Below are 22,476 nucleotides of genomic sequence, written 5' to 3'. Positions count from 1 at the left end.
GGGCCTGCTCGCGATCACATACGGCGGATCGCACCCGGGGTGAGCGGCTCGTCCAGCAGGCGGCGGAAGCGGTCCGAACGCTCGTCCGCGTCGGCGGCCCGGTCCAGCCAGCCGCCGAGCAGCCGGTAGCCCTCGACGTAGGTGGAGATGTAGGCGCGCCACAGCGGCGAGGACAGGAAGCGCAGCGACTGCCGGGCGCGTTCGGGGGTGACCAGGCTCCAGCGTTCCAGGAACGCCGACACCTCGTTCTCGTCCTTGCGTTTGTCGTGCAGCAGCAGGGCGGCGTCCTGGCGCACGCTCAGCAGGTTCGCCGATGCGGTCGAAATGCGTTCGGCGCGTTCGCCGTCGAAGCGCAGGCCCAGGTCGGCGTAGATCTCCTGCGCCCATTTGCCCCAGCCCGGGCCGACGATCGACTTGAGCGCCAGGTCGGCCAGGCCCTCCGCCATCAGGCACTGCGGGGTGTTGACCACGAACAGGGTCTGCTCGTCCTGCCCCGCCGCGACCAGTCCGGCTTCTTTCCGGCAGTGCTCGGTGTGATGCCCCGGGTACGCCTCGTGGGCGATCAGCGCGGGCAGATGCGCCATGTGCTGTTTGAGATCGGAGTTGATGGCCACCTTGGATTTGAAATCACCCAGGTAGTAGTTGAACCCCGACCACGGCTTGTCGCCCACCACTTCGTATTCCACGGTCTCGGTATCGGGCAGCGGATACCGCTGCCGCACCAGATCCCGCAGCGCGCTGGAGAACGCGTCCACGCATTCCCGCAATCGCTCAGCCGGCAGTTCGTCATTGCGCCGATGCGCCGTCACCCGATCCAGCAGCGCACCCTCCCCCGGCAGCACCTCATCCAACTGCCGATGCGCCTCCCGGTACTCCTCTTCACTGCCGGGCGCGATATCGACATCGAAGTACGCCTTCACCTCGTCGATGAAATTGATGTCGTCCCCCGCGAACTTGCGCCCCGAGCATTCCAGCGCCCGCAGATGCGCCTCCAGGAATTCCACCCGCTCCGCACTCAACCCGGCGTCCGGCAGTTCCTTACGCAGCGCCGCAGCCGTGTTCGCGAGCTCCCGAGGTTCCGGCGCAGGCGCGTTCTCCACTTCCCGCCGTAGCGCGGGATCACCGGTATAGGCATCGACGAACCCTTCCTCCAGCCGATCGAAGGCGAGTCCGAGCCGCAGATATTCGGTGACGAGTGGATGCGCTCCCATACCCCCGACCCTATTGGATTGCGTCGATCGATGTGCCCGATGCTGGGGCGACGCCGCCCGGTAGCGGGCGGCGTCAGCCCTCCTCCCAAAGTCGAGCCGCGAAGAGCCTCACCCCGCCTCGGGGGTTCGGGGGCGAAGCCCCTGAGAGCTACGAGAGTTGTCCCTTCTCCCCACCCGAGGGGGTTCGGGGGCGAAGCCCCTGAGAGTTTTCGAGAGTTGTACGTGGCCTATCTCACGCGTGTTACTCGCCAGTAGGCATACCTGGTGTTCATGCCCTCGTTGCCCGCGAGCACAATTCGGTCATGCGTGGCTGTTGTTCGCCGACCCGAGGACGTGGGTAAGTGGCACGGATGAGTGAACCCAGTCCGTATGTCGAGTTCGATCGCAAGCAGTGGCGGACGCTGCGCAAGTCGACACCGCTGGTGCTGACCGAAGAGGAACTCACCGGTCTGCGCGGTTTGGGTGAGCAGATCGACCTGGAAGAGGTCGCCGAGGTCTACCTGCCGCTGGCGCGGCTCATCCATTTGCAGGTGGCTGCCCGGCAGCGCCTGTTCGCCGCCACCGCGACCTTCCTCGGGGAGACCCATCCGGATCGCCAGGTGCCGTTCGTCATCGGCGTGGCGGGCTCGGTGGCGGTCGGCAAGTCGACCACCGCGCGCGTGCTGCAGGCGCTGCTGGCGCGCTGGGACCATCATCCGCGGGTGGACCTGATCACCACGGACGGATTCCTCTACCCGACAGCCGAACTCACCCGGCGCGGCATCATGCATCGCAAGGGCTTCCCCGAGTCCTACGACCGCCGCAAGCTGCTGCGTTTCGTCACCGAGGTGAAATCGGGCGCGACCGAGGTGTGCGCGCCGGTGTACTCGCACATCGCCTACGACATCGTGCCCGGCCAGTTCCACTGCGTGCGCCAGCCCGACATCCTGATCGTGGAGGGCCTGAACGTCCTGCAGACCGGTCCCCGGCTCATGGTCAGCGACCTGTTCGACTTCTCCATCTATGTCGACGCCCGCATCGAGGACATCGAGAACTGGTACGTGCAGCGCTTCCTGGCGCTGCGCAAAACCGCCTTCGCCGATCCGAATTCGCATTTCCATCACTACGCGAAGTTCAACGATTCCGAGGCGACCAGCGCGGCCAAGGAGATCTGGAACAACACCAACCGGCCGAACCTGGTGGAGAACATCCTGCCGACCCGCCCGCGCGCGACGCTGGTGCTGCGCAAGGATTCCGACCACACCATCAACCGGCTGCGGTTGCGCAAGCTCTAGCGGCTCACAGCTTCCACGCGGCATCCAGCCGTCCCGCCACATCGATATCGGTGGCGGCTTGGATATTCGGCTTACAGATCTCGGCGGCGATGTATTTCGAGACGAACCGCCGGATCTCGGTATCGACGCTGGCCAGGATGCGCAGCAGTTCACCGCGCCGGGACGCGCTCGCCACATTGATGCGCACATTGCTGGGTTGCGGTTCGTCGATTTCGATGATGACCCGCAGCGGTTCTGCTGTCCGCACGGTCAGATGCAGATGGATGGTCCCGTCCACATGGAAGGGGTACCGGTCGACGGACAGATCGATGAGCAGATCCACATCGAGCGGAATCACCAGATCGAACGAAATATGCTGCTCGACTTCACGATTCAACCGCGGCTGACCTAGTCGCACGGTGGCGGAGAGTTTCGCGATCCGCCCCGGCCCGACCCCTATCGGACCGAAATCGAAGGCTTCCCCCGTGAGTTTCTCGAACGCCCCGAGTATGCGTTCGGTGGACGCCGCGTATTCGAGGAATCTGCGACCGAACTCTTCGTAGGTGATGTAGTCGCCATCGACTGCCCGCAGCTCACTCATGCAATCCGACGGTACGGGAGCGACGTTCCCGCGAACACGGAAGCCGTTGCACTGCAATGGAACCGTGTTGCCGGGGTTACACCCCGAAGCGGCGGTGCCGGGCGGCGTAATCGCGCAGTGCCCGGAGGAAATCGACACGGCGGAACTCGGGCCAGTAGGCCTCGGTGAACCAGATCTCGGAATAGGCGCTCTGCCACAGCAGGAATCCGGAGAGACGCTGTTCGCCGGAAGTACGGATCACGAGGTCCGGATCAGGCTGCCCGGAGGTGTAGAGATGCTGGCCGATGGCATCGACGGTAATCGCCTGGACCAGATCCTCGCCCGTCTCACCCGCCTCCATCTCCTGGCGGACCAGCGACCGCACCGCGTCGGTGATCTCCTGGCGGCCGCCGTAGCCGATGGCCACGTTCACGTGCACACCACTGCGGCCTTCGGTGCGCTTGGCCGCTTCTCTCAAACGTCTGGCCATGTCGTCGGGCAGTTGATCGAGCGCGCCGACGATGCGGACGCTCCAATCCTGTTCCGGCGCGGACAGTTCGTCGACCACATCCGTGATGACCTCGAACAACGTCTCGAGCTCATCGGAGTCGCGATTCAGGTTCTCGGTGGAGAGCAGGTAGAGCGTGACCATCTCGATCCCGGCCTCACCGCACCAGCCCACCAGTTCGGCGATCTTGAGCGCACCCACCCGATGCCCGTGACTGAGATCGGCGAACCCGTTCTCCTTGGCCCAGCGGCGATTCCCGTCACACATCACAGCCACATGGCGAGGGTGCTGTCGACCGGCCAGCTGCTTGGACAGCCGAGCCTCGTAGATGCGATAAGGGAGTCCCCGCAGCTGAACCGCAAGCTTCACAAGCCGCAACCCTACGCTCCCCCACCTCTTCGCGACTCTTGCCGGTCGGAAGTGCCGTCGAACGTCCTGGACCGGACCGGCGGACGGGTGCGAAACCGATTCTGGGGTCCCCGACGAGTTACCCACCTCTCACGAAATCAGTCGCCAACCTACGGTACCGTAGGTTACTCAGGAGGTAAGTCGTGTCCGACACTGTGCAGCCCTCCGCCCCGGTGGCGGACGCCCTCGATACCGTTCGCGAAGAGCTGGCAACCGTCAAGGAAGAGCTCGCGCTGCTCAAGCCACGCATGCGCGGGATCATCCACGCCTGGGCCGTGGGTGTGGCGGCCATCGGCGTGATCGCACTGGTCGCCGTCGCGAGCACCATCTCGGCCACCGCGACCTGGGCGACACTCGTCTACGGACTGACCGTGTGCGGGGTGTTCGGCGTCAGCGCCACCTATCACCGGGTGAATTGGAAGACCGATCGCGCGCGCATGTGGATGAAGCGCGCCGACCACTCGATGATCTTCCTTTTCATCGCGGGCAGCTACACCCCGTTCGCGCTGCTCGGGGTGCGCGGCACCGCCGGAACCGTGCTGCTCGCGGCGGTCTGGGCGGGTGCGATCGCCGGCGTCACGCTGAAGATGCTGTGGCCCACCGCACCTCGCTGGGTCGGCGTCCCGCTGTATCTGCTGCTGGGCTGGGCCATCGTTCCGGTCGCCGGCACCCTCATCGGCAATGTCGGCTGGACGCCGGTGCTACTGCTGCTCGCGGGTGGGATTGCTTACAGCGTCGGCGGCATTCTCTACGCCTCCCGCTGGCCCGATCCGTGGCCGGAAGTGTTCGGCCATCACGAGTTCTTCCATGCCGCAACGGTCGTGGCCGCGCTCTGCCACTACATCGCGGTGTGGCTGGTACTGCTCACCTAGATCGACTGCATTTCTCCGCAAACGTGCGCTCGGACCCTGAAGAACTCTAAAGTCGGCTGCAAAGAGACGGACGACACCGAGGCACGAACGACGCTATGACCGACCCCACACTCACGACCCGGCCGACGTGATCAGCAAGCTCATCTATTGGGCGCTGCGCGCGCGGTGGGGCCTGTCGGCGGTCGTCATGGCCTGCAATCTCAGTGGCCTCGCGGTGATCACCACCGAACTGTGGCTCAGCGGCTTCTTCACCCGGCTCGGCGATCAGTGGGTGACCACGTTCATTCTGGTGGCGATCTATCCGACGCTGGGCGCGAGCATCGGGATCGTGCTGGCGGTGCGCGATCGCACCCACTATTTCGGCTGGCTGGATCAGCATCGCCCGCCCGCCGAATCCGAGGCGCGGCGGCTGCTGAAGCTGCCCATGGATATCACCTTGCGCGCCTTGGCGATCTGGCTGCCGGGCGTGATCATCGCGGCGGCCATCTTCGCGCACGCCACCCCGCAGAACGATTTCGCGGTGGTGCTGTCGATGTTCACGCTCGGCGGCCTGGAGTCGGCGGCGCTCACCTATCTCATCGTGGATCGCCTGATCCGCCCGACCATTCCGGTGGTCGCGGAGGTCACCGACGGCACCGCGCACTGGAGTTCCACCGTGCTGGTGCGGGTGCTGGTCACTTTCGCGGTGGCGGGCGCGGTCCCGCTGTTCATGCTGATCACGGTGCTCGCCGATCCGTCGTCGGCGCCCAACGAGCGCATTCGCACCGGCATCTATCTGGCGCTAGTCGGCCTGTCCGCGGGCGCGGTCGCCACCGCCGCGCTGTCCCGCGCGGTGGCCTCGCCCATGCACACCCTGCGCGATGCGCTGGACCGCATCGCGCGCGGTGATCTGGACGTGAACATTCCGATCGGCAGCACCAGCGAGATCGGCCGGCTGGAGCATTCGGTCAACGAACTGGCCACGAATCTGCGTGAGCGCGAACGCATGCGCTCGGTTTTCGACCGGCACGTCGGCACCGAAGTAGCGGCGCGGGCCCTGGCCGGCACGCCCGATCTGACCGGTGATCTGCTGGTCGTCACGGCGCTGTTCGTCGACGTCACCGGTTCGGTGGCGCTGTCCACCGAACTGGCTCCGCGCGATTTCGTGGCCAAGCTCAATCGCCTGCTCGCCATCGTCGTGGCGGCCACCGAGGACAATCACGGCCTGGTCAACAAGTTCGAAGGCGATGCGGCCCTCTGCATTTTCGGCGCCCCCGTCGAATTGGAGAACAATGCCACCCCCGCCCTGCGCGCCGCCCGTCGCATCCGCGACGAAGTAGCAGCGCTGGGCGAACTCGACGTCGGCATCGGCCTGGCGCGCGGCCTGGTCTTCGCCGGTGACGTCGGCGCCGACACCCGCCTGGAATTCACCGTGATCGGCGACGCCGTCAACGAAGCCGCCCGCCTGACCACCGAGGCCAAACAGGTCCCCCGCCGCATCCTGGCCTCGCAATCGGTCATCGATGCCGCTTCCGAAGCCGAGCGCGATAGGTGGCAGCTGCACGACATCCTGCACCTCCGCGGTCGCAAACAACCCACTCCGGGCTGGACCGACACACCGTCCGCGCCGAAAGCCCACCGCAACGGCACCGCCCCGCAGGCCGAGACTCCGCCGGCCGCAACCCCGGCCCCCGTCGCCGACCAGACCGCCGACCGCTAGTCATTCCACCCGCACCGTTCGCGCCGCCCACCGGGCATCCGCGTAAACATGGGCGACAAAATCAAGGTAGACACCACCCCGGGACTGTAGAACCGGCTGAATCCGGCGGCAACGAAATATCGCGGCCGCTCGGCCGCTAGCTCCGGGGTAGTGGGTGAGCGGGATCGGGTGCTACTTGCGGCCGATTCGGGCCGGGGCGGCGGGGGTGCACATTCGAGGTGTGAGCGTTCCTGTCAGCCGAACCGCCTCCGATCCGAAAACCCCGGCCGCCTCGCTGCTTTCGCTGGCCTTCCGCGCGATCGTCATCGCGCTCGCGGCGGGTGCGAGCGAAGCCGTCATCCAAGCCGCCCGCTATCTCGACCGCCCGGCCGCGGAGATCGGGGATCTGCTGCCGGGGCTCATGGTGCGGGCCACCGTCTATCTGGCCGTACTGGCGGTGGCCTATCGCATGGCGGACGGGTCGCGATGGGCCCGGAACACCCTGGTCGCCGGGCTGGGCATCGTGGGCCTGGCGTCATTGATCGTCGAACCGATCACCGCTGCCTTGGATGCCGACGGTCTCGGTGACCTGGTCTCGGGCTGGACGGTGGAGTCCTGGCTCATCGCGCTGTGCCGCATCACGCATATCGCCGCGGTGCTGGTAGCCGTCCCGGCCATGCTGCGCGCGGGATGGTCCGGCCGCGAACGATCCACGCATTGACGTTGCGGCACAGCGGGTTCCGGCGCGCCGGTTCCCGCGAGCTCGGCCATCGGACCGGTTATGCCGGAATCGGCGGCAGCAGTGCGCTTTTCAGTTCCTCGACGGTGGTGACCGGGAGATCGCAGACCGAGCCTCGGCAGACATAAGCGGCGGGATCGCCGTGCACCGGCGGGCGGTCGAGCAGCAGCGGGCCGGAATCGACCGTGCCGGAGACCACCACCGAACCGCCGGGGGCGGCCGCGTGGGCGGTGGTCCTCAGGTCGGTGTCCGGCTCGGTGTCGATGGCGATCGCGACCTGGATGGGTCCGCGGAGGGCGGCCTCGGCCACCGCCAGCCATTGGCCGGCGGAGCGGGGTGCGCGGGCCAGCAGTACCGCGGCGCGGCCGAGGGTCTGGTCGGCGAGTTCGCGGTAGCGGATGGCGCGGTCTGCATCGCTCAGGGCGGAGGCCGTGAGCAGGGCTTCGGCCAGGGCGGAAGCGCCCGCCGGGGTCGCGCCGTCCATGGGATCGCGGGGGCGGGTGAGCAGGGTTTCGGCGTCGTCGGCGGTGTCGAACCAGCTGCCGGGGGCGGCCGGATCGGCGAAATGCGTGAGTGCGGCATCGAGGATGCGGTGGGCGTGGCCGAGCCACTCACCGTCGCCGGTGGCCTGGTAGAGGGCGAGGAAACCCGTTGTGAGCCAGGCATAGTCCTCGAGCACGCCCGGCGCGGAACCGGGGGTCCCGCCGAGCGAGGCGCGAATGACGCGGTCGCCGGTGACGTGCACGTCGAGCAGGAATCGGGCGCAGCGTTCGGCGGCGGCGATCCATTCCGGTTGCCCGAGGCCCATGCCCGCTTCGGCGAGCGCGGTGACGGCCATCCCGTTCCAGGCCGTGACCACCTTGTCGTCGCGCTCGGGCTGCGGTCGGCGATCCCGCGCCTCCCGCATCAGTCCGCGAATCCGTTCCAGCCGTTCGGCTTCCGCTTCGCGCGCCGGGGCATCGTGCGCGCCGGGCTCGGAATACCGGGTGAGCACCGAGGTCCCGTGCTCGAACGTCCCGGCCGTGGTGACGCCGAAAAACTCTGCGGCCCAAGCTCCGTCGATGGCGCCCAGCAGTCCGTTGAGTTCCGCCGGGGTCCAGACATAGGTGGCGCCTTCGACTCCCGGGCTACCCGGCTCCACGTGCGTATCGGCATCCAGCGCCGATGCGAACGCCCCCTGCTCGGTGCCGAGATCATCGACGAGGAATCCCACCGTCTCCCGGGTCACCCGCACCGCCGTGTACTCCAGCGCTCCGAGTACGGAACCCATTGCCCCCGAACGACTCCCGGCATCGCTGCCCAGCCGCCGACCCAAATGCGCGTATCCCCGCAGCAGCAACGCATTGTCGTACAGCATCTTCTCGAAATGCGGCACCACCCACGCCGCATCCACCGAATACCGCGCGAACCCGCCACGCAACTGGTCGTAGATCCCACCCCGCGCCATGGCATCCGCGGTCTCGGCGACCGCGCTCAGCACCGCCTCGCTCCCCGTCCGCTCGTAACTCCGCAACAACCCCTCCAGCAGGGCGGACGGCGGAAACTTCGGCGCCCCACCGAATCCCCCGTTCTCCTTGTCCACATCCTGCAGCACCGCCGCCACCGCATGATCCAGCAGCTCACTCCCGAGCCCGATCTCATGCTCCGGCAACCCCGCCGTCTGCTGCCGCAACGCCTCCCCCACCTGCCCCGCCGCCTGGTCCACCTCGTCCCGCCGATTCCGCCACGTCTCCCCCACCGCGGTCAGCAACTGCGTGAACGAAGGCATCCCGTGCCGAGGCGTCTTCGGGTAATACGTCCCGCAATAGAACGGCTCCCCCGCCGGCGTCAGAAAACAAGTCATCGGCCACCCACCCTGCCCCGTCATGGCCACGGTCGCACTCATATACACCGCATCCAGATCGGGCCGCTCCTCCCGATCCACCTTGACGCAAACAAAGTTCGCATTCATCAACGCCGCCGTCGCCTCGTCCTCGAACGACTCGTGCGCCATCACATGACACCAGTGGCAAGACGAATATCCCACCGACAGCAGAATCGGCACATCCCGCGCCGCCGCTTCAGCCAAAGCTTCGGCACCCCATTGCCGCCAATCCACCGGATTGTCAGCATGCTGGCGCAGGTAAAGCGATGTGGCACTAGCTAATTGGTTCATGCCCACCAACCTCCCATTTCGAGCCGACGCACAACCCACTCCACCCAACCCATACTCCATGCCTCCGCTGTGAAATCGGCCGGATTGGCACAACCGTCCCAGTATCGCGCCCCAGGCTCGTGCGCCATCACATGAAGAGTAGTGCGCCATCATCTCAGACAGCTTGGGCGATGGCCGCTTCGAAAAGCACTCGACGCGGCAATACAAGGTTGTTGTACTGCCGACGGGTTGTTCGCCTGTCATGCTCGGGCGGAAGGTCGCCTGCCTCGACCGTGCCTGGACGAGTTGCGCGCCCAGAACGACCCGGTGCCAGCGGAGGACACCGCGCGGCTTTCACCGTTCGTGCATGAGCGCATCGGGCTGGACGGGCATGGCGCCTTCCATCTGCCCGACCTGCGCGGCGGTCACCGGCCACTGCGCGATCCGGACTCCCCCTCCGACTGAATTCCACTGCAGCGCCATCGATTTCCCACGCACCCGAAGCTCTCAGCCACACGATCTTTCGGCGTCGTGCGATCGACCGCGGTGCGGTCGGTGCAGGGGTGTGGGTGCGGGGATGTTGGGGTGAGCCAGCAGCGCTTCGAGGCGCCCGCGGTTGTCGTCGTCGATGGGGGTCCACACAGTGAGGATGGTGTCGGGGGTGGCGGGCAGTTCCATGCGGGTCAGCGTCAGCGCCAGCTCCCCGGCGCTGGGGTGGCGGTAGATCATGGTTTGGGTAGGTGGGGCGGCGACGTCACGGGTGGCCCACAGTCGGGTGAATTCGGGGCTGGCGGTGGCGAGTCCGCGGATGAGGTCGGTCCAGGCGGGGTCGTGTAGGTGATGGGCGAAGTCGGCGCGGAAGGAGGCCACCATGTGCGGCAGGCCGGCGTCGCGGTTGACGAAGCAGCGGTCCTGGGCGGGGGTGGTGAACAGCTCCCACAGCACGTTGCGTGAGCTGCCGGGGGCGGTCAGCCGTGGCCACAGCAAGGCGGCCGCGGTGTTGTGGCCCAACAGATCCCAGCGGGTATTGATGGCCGCGGCCGGATATCCGGTGATGGCGTCGAGGATCGATTGCACGGTGAGGGTGAGCGCTTCGGCGCGGCCCGCGGTAGCGGGGATCGGGACCTCGGCCAGGCGGTAGAGGTGAGCGCGTTCGGCGCCGTCCAGGCGCAGGGCGGCGGCGATGGCGTCGAGGACCTGCGCGCCGACGTTGATCCGGCGGCCCTGTTCGAGCCAGGTGTACCAGGTGACCGACACCCCGGCCAGTCCGGCGACCTCCTCGCGGCGCAATCCTGGTGTCTTGCGCCGCAATCCGGGTGCCAGCCCGACCTGGGCGGGGGTGAGGCGGTCGCGGCGGCTGCGCAGGAACGCGGCCAGTTCAGTACGGCGAGACGAGGCGGGGGCGGTCACGGCGTCCATCATCGGCCACACCCCGCAGGGGATGCCAGATGGTTGCCGGGTGCTGGCGACACCAGTGTCACCAGTGTCTTGGTACCGGTGCCGCGACCCCAGCAAGCTGCGATCGGCCACCATTCGACATTCCCCGACGAGGAGTCCATCGGTCATGACCGAAACAGCCACGCCCGCAACAGCGTCCCCGCAGCAGAGGTCCTCGGACGCGACCGGCACCGCGCCGTTCACGTTGCGGTTCGCGGTGCGCAGCTACGAGCTCGACACCAACCATCACCTGGCCTCCACGGTGTATCTGCAGTACGCCGAGCACACCCGCTTCGCGTGCGGGCAAGCAGCCGGGCTGTCTCCGCAGCGGCTGCTCGCCGACGGGTTCGGGCCGATCAACCTCGAAACCACCGTGCGCCACCACGCCGAACTGCGCGCCGACGACACCGTCGATGTGACGTGCGTGTTCGTGTGGGGGCCGGGCAAAACCCACCGCGTCGAACACACCCTGACCAAACCCGACGGCACCCTGGTCGCCGAAGTGCACAGTGTCAGCGGCCTGCTGGATATGCGGACCCGGCGCATGGTCGCCGACCCGGCCCAGGAACTGCGGTCGCGCGCCACCGACCCGGCACTGCTGGGGCTGGCGTGAGCCGTGCCGCAGCCGGAGCGGACAACGCCACGCGATATCGGCTGGGACTGATCGATCACGGTTTCGTGCCGCGCAAGCTGACCGTCACCTACACCGCGATCTGCACCGGGAACATCGATATCACGCTGCTGCACAACGCCTTCGGGTTGCTGTGCCGCAAGTATCCGATGCTGACCGGTACGATCGAGATCACCGGCAGGCAGTGCTGGCTACAGATTCCCGGCGACGGCACCAGCGCGGCCACCACCGAGACCGTGGCGGGCCCGATCTCCGACTGGCTCGCCGGTGCGGCGCTGAGCCCGCTCGATCCCGCACACAGCCTGGCGAAACTCACCATCGTCAGCGACGAGGACCGGACTGCGGTCGCGCTGCAGATCAGCCATGCGATCAACGACGCCACCCTCGGCTTGGAGCTGCTTGCGTATTTCTGGCGCGTCGCCGCCACCCTTGCCGGGACCGCCGCGTTGCCCGACACCACTCCGGTCCACCCGCACAGCCTCGAGCACGCCTACCGTGCGCGGAGCATGGCCCTGCCCGAACCCGATCTCCCTGCGGCGGGCGCGGTGCACAGCATCCCGGCCGCCGAACGCGGCGAGGGAGCGGGGTTCGCGCCCTCACCGGGAGGACGGATCACCTTGTCGCGGGCCGACACTGCCGCGCTGCGTGCGCACGCGCGGGCGGCGGGCACGACGCTGCACGCCCTGCTGACCGCGGCGATCGTGCGGGCCGAACGCGCGATACTCACCGAGTTCGGCGATGCCACCGATCTGCCGATGATCATGTTCCATCTGGTGGACCTGCGCGCCTACCTGCGGCCCGCGGCGCGGGCCGACGAGGTCACCAACGCGCTGGGGTTCGCGCCGACGGTCACCGCCTGCGAGCCTGGCACCGTCCTGGAAGTCCTCGCGGCCCAGGCGAAGACGCAGATCGTCGCCGGAATCGAGACCGGCGCAGCACTGGCGGTGATGCGGGCCGCGGCGGCGGTCGCCGCACACGGCGGGCCGCGCAAGGGTGTCGGGAACTTTCTCACCAACTGGGGCGAGATGCCCGAGCTCGCCGTCCCGGCCGGGGTCGAGATCGTCGACTTCCATGGCTTCGCGACCTCCGAACCGGTGTCCTGGGTCGGCTACTTCGTGTCCACGTTCGCCGGGCGCGCCAGCCTCGAGCTCGCGTTCTCGCCGCGGTTCCATTCCCCCGCGCAGATCGCCGCACTGCGCGCGCTGATCTGCGCCAACCTCGCCCAACTGAGCATCCGCGCCCGGTCCCGGTAGGGGCGCCCGGGCGTCCTCGCAGACGTCGAACGGCGCGGGCCGCAGATCCATAGTTTGGCAAACATCTCGAGTTACGTTACAGTCACTCACTGTAACGAAAGTCGGTGGTTCTCCCGCATCAGAGCGGGGCGGCACCACCCTCGTTTGAAGGAGAGACATTCATGAGCAACCACTTCGCCGCCTCGATCAAGGCCGCCCTGACCTCCCTGGTGCCGGGCGCGCACACCGACCGTGAGGACGATGGGGCGCCGAAGCCGACGGTGGTGCTGGTGCACGGCGCGTTCGCCGACGCGTCGGGTTGGGGGCCGGTCGCCGCGCGGCTGCACCGGCGCGGGTTCCCGGTGATCGCGGTCCCGAACCCGCTGCGCGGCCTCGCCCACGACAGCGCCTACCTCCAAGGCGTCCTGGCCGGGATCGAGGGCCCGAAGATCCTGGTCGGGCACTCCTATGCCGGAGCGGTCATCTCCAACGCCGCCCCCGCCATCACCGACGTCACGGCCCTGGTGTTCGTCGCGGCGTTCGTCCCCGACGCGGGCGAGGCTCTCGGTGGCCTGCTGGAAGCCCACGCGGATGCGTCGGTGCCGCCGCTGCCGCAGCAGGTGTTCCAGTACACCCGTCCCGACGGGTCGACCGGTACCGAGGTGTGGCTGGACCACGCCCAGTTCGCGACCGCGTTCGCCGCCGACGTCGACGCCGCCACCGCCGCCTACATGGCGGTCTCCCAGCGCCCGGTCGCCGCCGAGGCGTTCGGCGAACCCGCGACGGCCGCCGGATGGAAGACCCTCCCGTCGTGGGCTGTGGTCGCCACCAAGGACCACGCCATCGCGCCGAGCCTGGAACGGTTCATGGCCGACCGCGCTGGATCCACCGTCACCGAGGTCGATTCCTCACACGCGGTCATGCTCAGCCACCCCGACACCGTCGCCGAGGTGATCGAACAGGCGTACCAGGGCACCCGCTGACCCGCAATCTCCGCCGGGGACCGGGGAGGGGGCGCCCCTCCCCGCCGGCGCGGCAATCACCACCACCGAAGCCGCGCCGGAGCAGGACGACGCCCGAGTCGAACTCGCCTCGACAGCGACAGCCGAACCCGCGCGCTCGCGTGACCCAGAGGACGAAAACTCATGCAGCACACCCTGATTCCGCCGTTCACCGTCCTGCGACCGGGCGAGGGTCGGCACGTGCCGATCCCCGGATTCGGTGCGGACCTCAAATTCGACACCCACCTCACCCACGGCGCGGTGTCGATCGTGGAGCACCCCTTCGCAGTCGGCCAGATCACCCCACCGCACACCCACACCTTCGAGGACGAGTACTCGCTCGTGCTCGAAGGCGAGATCGGATTCCGCTCCGGCGACGCCGAAACCGTGCTCGGCCCCGGCGGATACGTGATCAAGCCGCGCGGTGAGATGCACGCCATGTGGAACGCCGGGGACACCCCGGGCCGGATCGTCGAGATCATCATCCCCGGCGGTTTCGAGCAGTACTTCGCCGAACTGGGCGAGCTCACCGCCACCGGCACCACACCCGCGACCGCGTTCGACGACCTCGCCGCCCGCTACGGGCTGACCTACGGCCACCCCGATTGGCTCGACGACGTGATCGCCCGCTACCACCTGAACCCACCCACCCACGGCACCACCGTCGCACACGGGTAAATACGCAGGCAGACAAGAGAAATGAGACGAGGGACATGAATTCGTTCGATGCTGCCGTGCTGGGGTTGCGTGCCGGATTGGGCGCCATGCTCATGGCGCACGGCTATCACAAGATCTTCCTCGGCGGCCGCCTGACCGGGACCGCGGCCTGGTTCGAAAGCCTGGGAATGTCACCGGGTGCGCTGCACGCACGCCTGGCCGCCGCGACCGAGATCGCCGCCGGGCTCGCGCTGGCGGCCGGGTTCCTCACCGCGCCCGCGGCCGCCGCGTTCGTGGCACTGATGCTGGTCGCCGTCGTCACCGTCCACCGGCGCAACGGGTTCTTCGTCATGGACTCCGGCTGGGAATACAACCTGATTATCGCCCTGGCCGCCGTCGCGGTCGCCACCCTGGGCGCCGGGCGCGCCAGCCTCGAACAACTGCTGTTCAGCCACCCCGTACTCACCGGCTGGACCGGACTGGTCATCGCGGTCGGCCTCGGACTCGCCGGTGGGGCCGTGCAACTGGTCGCCTTCTACCGGCCCGCACCTGCCGCCGCCGTGGTGAAGGCGTGACCGGACCACGCGGCGCGGCAACAGAATCGGTGAAAGGAATCCCTCTAGTGAAGATCGACGTCGTTTCCGACATCTCCTGCCCCTGGTGCTTCGTGGCCAAGGCGCGACTGCGCCGCGCGCTGGACGCATTCGGCCATCGCGACCACGTCGAGGTGAACTACCTTCCCTTCCAACTCAACCCGGCCCTACCCACGACCCCGCAACCGTTGCTGCAGTATTGGGCCGCGCGCGGCGGCCCGGCATTCCGTGACGAACACGCCGCCGTGGCCGACATCGCTGCCACCGAGGGCCTGCCGATGCGGCTGGACCGCGCGCTGGCGGTGAACACGTTCGACGCACACCGCCTGGTCTGGCTGGCGCGCCGCGACGGCGGCCCCGCCGCCGCGGCGGCGGTCGACGAAGCATTGGAACGCGCCTACTTCACCGACGGCACCAACATCGCCGACCCGCATGCCCTGGTTGTGCTCGCCATCGAAGCCGGGCTGGACGGCGACCGGATCGCCACGGCGTTGGCCACCGATACCGGGGCCGCCGAGGTCCGCGCGAGCATCGACCGCGCCCTGCGGGCCGGGATCCGTGCCGTCCCCACCTTCGTCCTCGACGGCCACGGCGTAATCGAAGGCGCCCGCACCCTCGCCCAGTTCACCGACCTGCTCTCCCACGCCACCACCGTGGCTTCGGCCACGGCGGCGTGCTGCCTCGACACCGGCTGCACCCGATGAAGGATTACAGTCGTGGCCTGTAACGAAACACGATCGGGGAGGCCATGACCGGACAGCACGCCGACGCCACCGACCACCCGCAGACCCGCAAGTCCGGGCCGCGCGGCGGGCGGCCCCGCGATCCCGCCGTGGACGAGGCGATCTTGCTCGCGACCCGCCGACGCCTGGTCACCGACGGCTACACCGGCATGGCCCTGGGCGATATCGCCGCCGACGCTGGGGTCACCCGCCCGACCCTGTATCGGCGGTGGCCGGGCAAACTCGAACTCGTCATCGACGCCCTCGACTACGGCCTGCGCGCCCAGCTCGCCGCCACCCCACCCTTCCCTCTGGACGAGATGACACCGCAAGAGGCGTTCACCGAAGCCATCCGCCGCGTCGACCCCTGCTACTACAACCCCGACGCCATCATCCTGCAGGGCGGATTCATCAGCGAAGCCGAACGCGTGCCCGAACTCCTCGCCCATGTCGTCACCCGCGCCGTCGAACCCCGCGTCTCCCAGGTCGAACACGTCCTGCGCCAGCTGATCGACCGCGGCGCCGTCCGCGCTGATATCGACACCCGCACCATCGCGACCATGGTCTTCGGCGGCTTCTTCGGGGCGTTCCTGCGCGGCGACGACACCGCCACCCGCGCCCAGCTGCCCGAACAGCTCACCACCACCCTCTGGCCCGCCCTCGCCACCCAGCCCTGACCGCGCCGCCGCGCGCGCCGATCACACATCGAGTTCGAAGGAATTCTGTTGTGACCGTGTTCGTCTCGACCACCGAACAACTCCTGACAGCCCGGGCCGGTGACACCGAGACGATCGTCGATACCAGCGAACTGACCGACAAAGAGATCATCGAACTGTGGCCCCGGATTGGTGGATCAAGGCACTACATTCGGCTACTTAAGACTGGTGTGAGGACCGGGTCCGGATCTGACTAAAGCCAGTTGCTCGAGCCGTAGGCCGAACCAAAGCTGGCAAGGTGCCGGATGCGCCCGAATCAAACCGGCGTTCGACCGACCGAATGAGCGCGGAATGATCGATCCAGGCCAAAAATATGCCATCTACCTGCATGAATAAGGCTAGTAACCTTAAACCATCACGTGGCACCAGTGACAACTCGCGTACCCGATGGACAACAGAATCGGCACATCCCGCTCCGCCGCCTCGGCCAGCGCCCCCGCATCCCATTCCCGCCAATCCACCGGATTATCGGCATGCTGACGCAGATACGGCGAGGTAGCACCGGCCAATCGGTTCACACCCATCACCCTCCGGAGACTCGTGGGCCATCACTTGCAGAGTAATCCGCGCACGTGCGCGCCGAGCACTCGGTGATGGCCGCGCTCAGCGGCGCAGGGCGGTCTCGTGTGCCAAGCGCAGGAGTTTTTCGGGGTTACGGACCGAGTAGAGGCCGGTGATCAGGTTGTCGTCGATGCGGATGGCCATGACGGTGTCGACTTCGCCGGCCAGGCGAAGGATCAGAGCGGGGTGCCCGTTGAGATGGGCGGGTTCGACCGCCATTTCACGGCCGATTCGGGGGAGGCTGGCGAGCAGGAGGGCGGCTACCGTGGCGGCGCCGGTAATGGGCTGCAGGGCAGCTTGTTTGATGCCGCCGCCGTCGCCGAGGAAGACCACGTCGGGAGCCAGGCGGTCGAGCAGGGCCTGCAGGTCGCCGGTTTCGATGGCGTGCTGGAAGGCGGTGATCACCTCCTGGGTTTCGGCGGGGGTGACGGCGCCTCGGGGGCGGCGGGCAGCGACATGAGCTCGGGCGCGGTGGGCTATCTGGCGGACGGTGGACGGAGATTTGGCTACGGCCGCGGCGATTTCGCCGTATGGGAGGTCGAAGACGTCGCGGAGGACGAAGACGGCCCGCTCGGTGGGCGTGAGGGTTTCGAGGACGAGAAGCATTGCCATCGATACGTTTTCGGCGAGCTCGACATCCTCGGCGACGTCGGGGGTGGTGAGCAGCGGTTCGGGTAGCCACGGACCCACGTAGGACTCCTTGCGACGGCCGAGGGCGCGCAATCGCATGAGCGCCTGGCGGGTGGTGATGCGCACCAGATAGGCCCGCCGATCCTGCACATCGCCGAGATCCACGCCCACCCATTTCATCCAGGTCTCCTGCAGCACGTCCTCGGCGTCGGCGGCCGAGCCGAGCATTTCGTAGGCGACCGTGAAGAGCAGGTTGCGATGGGTGACGAAGGCGGCGGTGGCGTCATCGGCGGTGGGACTCATACGCACACGATGCCGATCGGGTGCGGTTTGTGACATCGGCACCGGGTGGGATGGGTCACAGGAACGCGGTGTCACGGGGCGTGGACGGTCGGCATCTTGTGCTCGTTGGATCCGAACGATCAAGGGACACATCATGAATGCACGTTTGAACCTCTTCGGCAGCCCGGTCGTCGCCAAGGCGCTGGGGCATTACAGCGCGGTGGCGCCGGTGCTGATCGGTGAGTCGGCGCTGCCGAAGACCATCCAGAACCTGGTGATGATCCGCGCCAGCCAGATCAACGGCGACAGCTATGCCACGGATGTGCACACCAAGAACGCGGCACAGTCCGGGGAGAGCGCGACACGGATCAACCTGGTGGCGGCGTGGCGGGAAACCTCGGTGTTCACCGCCGCCGAGTGCGCCGCACTGGAACTCGCCGAGCAGGGCACTCGCATCGCCGATGGCGCGGGCGGGGTCACCGACGCGGCGTGGGCGCAGGCCGCCGCACATTACGACGAGGATCAGCTGGCCGCGCTGGTGGTATTCATCGCACTCATCAACGCCACCAATCGATTCGCGGTCATGAACCGGCAGCGGGGCGGGGATTATCAACCCGCTGCTGCCGTGTAGCCGTCGCCTGCGACTCCGGGCGCGGATCGAATCGATCGCGGGAGGGGGAAGACAGGAGGGAGTTGGCGTTGGCGGCGGCGATCATTGCGACACATACCGATGGCAGCGCGGTGAACATGATGGCGCTCCTAGAACCCGACGTACCCGTTACGGGTCACCCTTCAGGACTCCGAGAAGATACCCCGGCCGCGCATCCACGAAACCCGGGTCAACCGACTCGGCACTACTCAGTGGTACAGCCTATTGGTAGTCAGTACCACTGAGTAGCGAGGTTCGATCGCAGGAGGTCGTCACGGACAACTTGACCGAGATGTTGAAGGGCACGCTGGAAGGGTGTGTTCTCGAGATCATCGGGGGCGAGGAGACGTATGGGTATGCGATTACGCGCAGGCTGAACGAGCTCGGGTTCACCGATGTGATCGAGGGGACGATCTACGCGATTCTGTTGCGGCTGGAGAAGAACGGGCTGGTCGATGTCACGAAGCGGCCTTCCGATGTCGGGCCGCCGCGAAAGTTCTACGCGCTCAACGCAGCCGGGCGGAAGGAACTCGCGAATTTCTGGACGAAATGGGACTACGTCTCGTCTCGTATCGACGAGCTCAAGGGAAGTGGACGATGAGCTTCTGGGCGACGGTCACGGGCAGTGATCTGACCAAGGAATCCAAGGCTTTCGAAGCGCGCGCGGCGGCGCTGCCCGCGTCGGCAAGTACCAGGAATCCCTTCGAAAAAGGCGGTAGCGCACGCAGATTCGTCGCTAGCCGATACCCGCGAGAATCCGCTCGGCGACGCGGGTCGTGCCTGCCAGGTTCGGGTGATACGACCCGCTCAGCCGCTGAACCGGTCCCGCATCGATATCGGGAAGCAGACCGGACACCCACGGTTCACGGGCGCACGGCCCGTGCAGGTCGGCATCGGAGACGGAGATCGCCTGCGCGCCAGCCTGTTCGGCCGCTCGCGCGGTGAGGGCGATGAGATTGTCGTAGACCACGCGCGCACGAGCTGCCTGATCGCGATCCATCGGCGCGGCGGGGCATACGGCGGCGTCCTGCGCGACCGGGGGCAGGTACTGCACGAGCAGCACTTCGGCCGACGGCGCTCGGACATGCACCGCGTCGACCACGGCGATCAACGCGCGTTCTACCCGGTCGTAATCGGCGGCGGTGGGTTGCTTTGCGCCTGTGAGTGATTCGCAGAGCTGCCCCGCCGGGCCGAGCACGGCGGCGCAACCGCTCGCCGCGATGATCGAGCCGACCAGGTTCAGATCATTGCCGCCGATGGTCACCGTCACCAGTCGCGCGTCCGCGGTGACGGCCTCGAGTTGCGGCGGCCGCGAATCACCGGCGGACTGCGGCGTATCGAGAATGTTCGCGGTCGTGGCACCCGAGCAGGTCACATCGACCAGATCCAGACCGGCGGCCGCCGCGACCTGGTGCGGGTAGTTCCGGGCCGACCGTGCACAGCCGCCGTCGATGGTGTCGGGAAGGCCCGGGCCTGCGGCGAACGAACTGCCCAGGGCGACATACCGAGCGCCCGACGGAATCGGCTCGGCCGACACCGGCGCGGCGGTGACCAGACCCATCGCGACGGTCGCGATCAGAACACGCGGAACAACCGACATGTGTACCCTCCGGTCTCCAACTGGGTGCGCGGGCACATGGTATCGACCGCTGTCATCAGGCCCGGACCCCAGGTGATCCAGATCACTGCCCGCCCTGTCAGGAAGTCGGGACCTGTCTCGTTCAAGAGGCACGCGAACCAGACAGGAGCGAATCATGAAGCACCGCATCGTCGTTTTGGGCGCCGGATACACCGGGGCCGTCTCCGCCGGATTCCTGGCGCGTCAACTGCATGCCGACGACTTCGAGATCACCGTCGTGAACGCCGAACCGGACTTCGTCGAACGGTTGCGGCTGCATCAGCTCGCGGCCGGGTACGAGCTGCGGCACCGGCCGTTGGCGGAGATGTTCGCGGGCACCGGGATCCAGCTGCGAGTGGCGCGGGTGCTCGGGGTCGACGCCGGCCGCCGCAATGTCACGATCGCCGGGGACGGTGGCATCGACCAGCTCGAATACGACACTCTCCTGTACGCCCTGGGCAGCACCATCGCCGATCACGGTGTTCCGGGAGTCGAGGAGTTCGGCTTCCATGTGGCGTCGCGCCCGGCCGCGCTGCGCCTGCGCGCTCGCCTGGACGAACTGGGCGAGGGCGCGGAAGTACTGGTGGTGGGCGGCAATCTGACCGCCATCGAAGCCGCCACCGAGATCGCCGAATCCCATCCGGGACTTCAGGTCAGCCTGGTGACCCGCGGTGAACTCGGCGGCTGGCTGGGCCCGAAGGCGCGCCGGCACCTGCTGCGCGCCTTCGACCGGTTCGGTATCGCGATCTACGAGAACACGACCGTCACGCGCGTCGAGCAGCACACGGTGAGCACCGGCGACGGCTCCGTCTTCCCTTCCGATGCGACGGTCTGGACCGCCGGGTTCGCCGCGCATCCGATCGCCGCGGCCGCCGGGCTCGCGGTGGAGGCCGACGGCCGCATTACGGTCGACCGGCAACTGCGCTCGGTCTCGCACCCCGATATCTACGTGGCCGGCGACAGCGCGTTCGTCATCGGCGACAACGGCCGGGAGCTGCCCATGTCGTGCGCGTCCGCCGGCTTCACCAGCACGCAGGCGACGGCCTCCATCATCGGCGACCTGACCGGCCGCAAGATCGAGGCGGCCGCGCTGCCCTACGTCGGCAACCACATCAGCCTCGGCCGCCGGGACGGGATCCTGCAATTGGTCGATGGCGAGGCGCGTTCCAGGCGCGGAGCCGTCTGCGGTCGCCCGGCCGCGCGCGTGAAGTCGGCGATCGTGGGACTCAGCGGCTGGGCCGTCGGCCGCCCCAATCTCGGCAAACTCCGCCACCACTACCGCGCCGTTCGGGAAACCTCGACCGACCTGGTCGCCCGATAATGTCGATGCTCATGGACACTGCCACCGTGGCGAGTTTCGAGGCCAGCCGGGATCGGCTGTCCGCGATCGCCTACCGCATGCTCGGCTCGGCCGCCGACGCCGAGGACACGGTGCAGGACGCGTTCCTGCGGTGGCAGGCCACCGATCGCCGGTATGTGGAGGTGCCGGAAGCCTGGCTGACCAAAACCGTCACCAATCTGGCGATCGACCGTCTGCGTTCGGCGCACACCCGGCACGAACGCGCGGTCGGCGCGTGGCTACCGGAACCGCTGCTGAGCGGCGACCCGATGCTCGGCCCGGCCGACACCGTGGAGCAACGCGAATCGGTGACGTTGGCCGTGCTGCTGCTCATGGAACAGCTGTCGCCCGTCGAACGCGCCGTTTACGTACTGCGCGAAGCCTTTTCGTACAGCCATGCCGAGATCGCACGGATACTCGGCATTACCGAATCGGCGAGCCAGCAGCACACCCATCGGGCTCGCCGGCGCATCACGCCCACCGCCGGCGATACCGGCATCGCCCCGGCCGATGCCCGCCGCATCGTCCAGGCTTTCGTCGATGCCGCCGCCTCGGGCCGCACCGACCAGCTGGTGGCATTGCTGACTGAGGACGCGGTCGGTACCTCGGACGGCCTCGGCGGCCTGGCCAAGCGCGTGATCAGCTACACGAACCCCGCCCGGCTCGCCACCGCGATCCGGTCCGGCTTCAAACCCACTGCCGCCAAACGAGGTCTGGTGGGTGGCTCACCCACGCTGCATGCCGCGATCGTCAACGGATGCCCGGCCATGGTCGGCACCATGTGCGACCGGGTCGTCGGCGTAGCGATCCTGGAAGTTCGCGGCGAGAAGATCGCGGCCATCCGCAGCATCGCCGCCCCGGCCCGCCTGGCTCGGATCAACGCGGAATGGCAAGGGCGGCAACTCGATGCCCCGCTGATCGAATCCTGGTGAATCGCAGTGGGGCGCGCTGCGGCCGGGATGGGACCGGCCCGGGCGAGCGGATCGCGGACGGTGCCGTCAGTTCGACGGGCCCAGGGCGAGGGG

At 67.7% G+C, this 22,476-nt stretch carries 23 protein-coding genes and 1 pseudogene; 16 read left to right on the top strand and 8 right to left on the bottom strand.

The window, feature by feature from the left end:
- Nucleotides 1-14: 14 nt before the first annotated feature.
- Nucleotides 15-1,211 (bottom strand): DUF885 domain-containing protein, encoded by a 1,197-nt coding sequence (locus tag NY1_RS10460; RefSeq protein ID WP_067710686.1) that lies wholly within the window; start codon nt 1,209-1,211, stop codon nt 15-17.
- Nucleotides 1,212-1,552: 341 nt separating this feature from the next.
- On the opposite strand from NY1_RS10460, the gene coaA reads away from it, so the two are divergent.
- Nucleotides 1,553-2,485 carry a type I pantothenate kinase gene (gene coaA, locus NY1_RS10455; RefSeq protein WP_067710685.1) on the top strand — a complete coding sequence of 311 codons (933 nt, stop codon included), beginning with the start codon at nt 1,553-1,555 and terminating at the stop codon, nt 2,483-2,485.
- A 4-nt stretch (nt 2,486-2,489) separates the two neighbouring features.
- Here coaA and NY1_RS10450 read toward each other — a convergent pair whose 3' ends face one another.
- Together NY1_RS10450 and NY1_RS10445 are read right to left on the bottom strand one after the other, a co-directional pair.
- Nucleotides 2,490-3,065: a hypothetical protein gene (locus tag NY1_RS10450; RefSeq protein WP_067710684.1), complete on the bottom strand. Its 576-nt coding sequence runs from the start codon at nt 3,063-3,065 to the stop codon at nt 2,490-2,492.
- 76 nt (nt 3,066-3,141) lie between these two features.
- Nucleotides 3,142-3,921 (bottom strand): isoprenyl transferase, encoded by a 780-nt coding sequence (locus NY1_RS10445; RefSeq protein WP_067710683.1) that lies wholly within the window; start codon nt 3,919-3,921, stop codon nt 3,142-3,144.
- A gap of 245 nt (nt 3,922-4,166) precedes the next feature.
- Here NY1_RS10445 and trhA point away from each other — a divergent pair, with 245 nt between their 5' ends.
- From trhA to NY1_RS10430, 3 genes are all read left to right on the top strand, one after another.
- A complete protein-coding gene (trhA, locus tag NY1_RS10440) occupies nt 4,167-4,832 on the top strand; it encodes a PAQR family membrane homeostasis protein TrhA (protein WP_369690431.1) in 666 nt (221 codons plus the stop codon).
- A gap of 127 nt (nt 4,833-4,959) precedes the next feature.
- The gene (locus NY1_RS10435; protein ID WP_233033342.1) at nt 4,960-6,531 is read left to right on the top strand and encodes an adenylate/guanylate cyclase domain-containing protein; all 1,572 of its coding nucleotides are present in this window, start codon (nt 4,960-4,962) and stop codon (nt 6,529-6,531) included.
- A gap of 220 nt (nt 6,532-6,751) precedes the next feature.
- The gene (locus NY1_RS10430; protein ID WP_067710682.1) at nt 6,752-7,231 is read left to right on the top strand and encodes a hypothetical protein; all 480 of its coding nucleotides are present in this window, start codon (nt 6,752-6,754) and stop codon (nt 7,229-7,231) included.
- 58 nt (nt 7,232-7,289) lie between these two features.
- Here NY1_RS10430 and NY1_RS10425 read toward each other — a convergent pair whose 3' ends face one another.
- Complete coding sequence (locus NY1_RS10425) at nt 7,290-9,404, bottom strand: thioredoxin domain-containing protein (protein WP_067710681.1); 2,115 nt, start codon at nt 9,402-9,404, stop codon at nt 7,290-7,292.
- A 306-nt stretch (nt 9,405-9,710) separates the two neighbouring features.
- On the opposite strand from NY1_RS10425, the gene NY1_RS42750 reads away from it, so the two are divergent.
- Entirely contained in the window at nt 9,711-9,848 is a 138-nt protein-coding gene (locus tag NY1_RS42750) for a hypothetical protein (protein WP_157762140.1), read from the top strand.
- Between the two features lie 42 nt (nt 9,849-9,890).
- Here NY1_RS42750 and NY1_RS10415 read toward each other — a convergent pair whose 3' ends face one another.
- Complete coding sequence (locus tag NY1_RS10415; protein WP_218028342.1) at nt 9,891-10,805, bottom strand: helix-turn-helix transcriptional regulator; 915 nt, start codon at nt 10,803-10,805, stop codon at nt 9,891-9,893.
- A 142-nt stretch (nt 10,806-10,947) separates the two neighbouring features.
- Here NY1_RS10415 and NY1_RS10410 point away from each other — a divergent pair, with 142 nt between their 5' ends.
- The 7 genes from NY1_RS10410 to NY1_RS10380 all read left to right on the top strand — a co-directional run bounded on the left by NY1_RS10410 (nt 10,948) and on the right by NY1_RS10380 (nt 16,333).
- A complete protein-coding gene (locus NY1_RS10410) occupies nt 10,948-11,433 on the top strand; it encodes an acyl-CoA thioesterase (protein WP_157762139.1) in 486 nt (161 codons plus the stop codon).
- Complete coding sequence (locus tag NY1_RS10405) at nt 11,430-12,704, top strand: phthiocerol/phthiodiolone dimycocerosyl transferase family protein (RefSeq protein ID WP_067710678.1); 1,275 nt, start codon at nt 11,430-11,432, stop codon at nt 12,702-12,704. The genes NY1_RS10410 and NY1_RS10405 overlap by 4 nt, the downstream gene beginning before the upstream one ends.
- A gap of 161 nt (nt 12,705-12,865) precedes the next feature.
- On the top strand, nt 12,866-13,666 hold the full coding sequence (locus NY1_RS10400) for an alpha/beta fold hydrolase (RefSeq protein WP_067710677.1): 801 nt from the start codon (nt 12,866-12,868) through the stop codon (nt 13,664-13,666).
- 162 nt (nt 13,667-13,828) lie between these two features.
- The gene (locus tag NY1_RS10395) at nt 13,829-14,362 is read left to right on the top strand and encodes a cupin domain-containing protein (protein WP_067710676.1); all 534 of its coding nucleotides are present in this window, start codon (nt 13,829-13,831) and stop codon (nt 14,360-14,362) included.
- A gap of 35 nt (nt 14,363-14,397) precedes the next feature.
- The gene (locus NY1_RS10390) at nt 14,398-14,916 is read left to right on the top strand and encodes a DoxX family protein (RefSeq protein ID WP_067710675.1); all 519 of its coding nucleotides are present in this window, start codon (nt 14,398-14,400) and stop codon (nt 14,914-14,916) included.
- Between the two features lie 47 nt (nt 14,917-14,963).
- Nucleotides 14,964-15,638 (top strand): DsbA family oxidoreductase, encoded by a 675-nt coding sequence (locus tag NY1_RS10385; protein ID WP_067710674.1) that lies wholly within the window; start codon nt 14,964-14,966, stop codon nt 15,636-15,638.
- A 44-nt stretch (nt 15,639-15,682) separates the two neighbouring features.
- Nucleotides 15,683-16,333, top strand: coding sequence for a TetR/AcrR family transcriptional regulator (locus tag NY1_RS10380; protein WP_067710673.1), 651 nt, complete (start codon nt 15,683-15,685; stop codon nt 16,331-16,333).
- Nucleotides 16,334-16,725: 392 nt separating this feature from the next.
- Here NY1_RS10380 and NY1_RS41870 read toward each other — a convergent pair.
- Together NY1_RS41870 and NY1_RS10370 are read right to left on the bottom strand one after the other, a co-directional pair.
- Nucleotides 16,726-16,896: pseudogene (locus NY1_RS41870) on the bottom strand (DUF255 domain-containing protein); the annotation flags it as partial.
- 79 nt (nt 16,897-16,975) lie between these two features.
- Nucleotides 16,976-17,866: an RNA polymerase sigma-70 factor gene (locus tag NY1_RS10370; RefSeq protein ID WP_233434273.1), complete on the bottom strand. Its 891-nt coding sequence runs from the start codon at nt 17,864-17,866 to the stop codon at nt 16,976-16,978.
- Nucleotides 17,867-17,999: 133 nt separating this feature from the next.
- Between NY1_RS10370 and NY1_RS10365 the strand changes: the two genes are divergently transcribed.
- Nucleotides 18,000-18,476: a carboxymuconolactone decarboxylase family protein gene (locus NY1_RS10365; protein ID WP_067710670.1), complete on the top strand. Its 477-nt coding sequence runs from the start codon at nt 18,000-18,002 to the stop codon at nt 18,474-18,476.
- Between the two features lie 310 nt (nt 18,477-18,786).
- Complete coding sequence (locus NY1_RS10360; RefSeq protein WP_067710755.1) at nt 18,787-19,095, top strand: PadR family transcriptional regulator; 309 nt, start codon at nt 18,787-18,789, stop codon at nt 19,093-19,095.
- A 135-nt stretch (nt 19,096-19,230) separates the two neighbouring features.
- Here the strand turns inward: NY1_RS10360 and NY1_RS10355 are convergent, their stop codons facing one another.
- Nucleotides 19,231-20,094, bottom strand: coding sequence for an SGNH/GDSL hydrolase family protein (locus tag NY1_RS10355; RefSeq protein WP_067710669.1), 864 nt, complete (start codon nt 20,092-20,094; stop codon nt 19,231-19,233).
- A gap of 154 nt (nt 20,095-20,248) precedes the next feature.
- On the opposite strand from NY1_RS10355, the gene NY1_RS10350 reads away from it, so the two are divergent.
- Nucleotides 20,249-21,433 carry an NAD(P)/FAD-dependent oxidoreductase gene (locus NY1_RS10350; RefSeq protein WP_067710668.1) on the top strand — a complete coding sequence of 395 codons (1,185 nt, stop codon included), beginning with the start codon at nt 20,249-20,251 and terminating at the stop codon, nt 21,431-21,433.
- A gap of 11 nt (nt 21,434-21,444) precedes the next feature.
- Nucleotides 21,445-22,383 (top strand): sigma-70 family RNA polymerase sigma factor, encoded by a 939-nt coding sequence (locus NY1_RS10345; RefSeq protein ID WP_067710754.1) that lies wholly within the window; start codon nt 21,445-21,447, stop codon nt 22,381-22,383.
- Nucleotides 22,384-22,476: the final 93 nt, after the last annotated feature.

Source organism: Nocardia yamanashiensis NBRC 100130 (assembly GCF_001613325.1).
Taxonomy (GTDB): domain Bacteria; phylum Actinomycetota; class Actinomycetes; order Mycobacteriales; family Mycobacteriaceae; genus Nocardia; species Nocardia yamanashiensis.
This window is presented reverse-complemented; position numbering and strand designations above follow the sequence as displayed.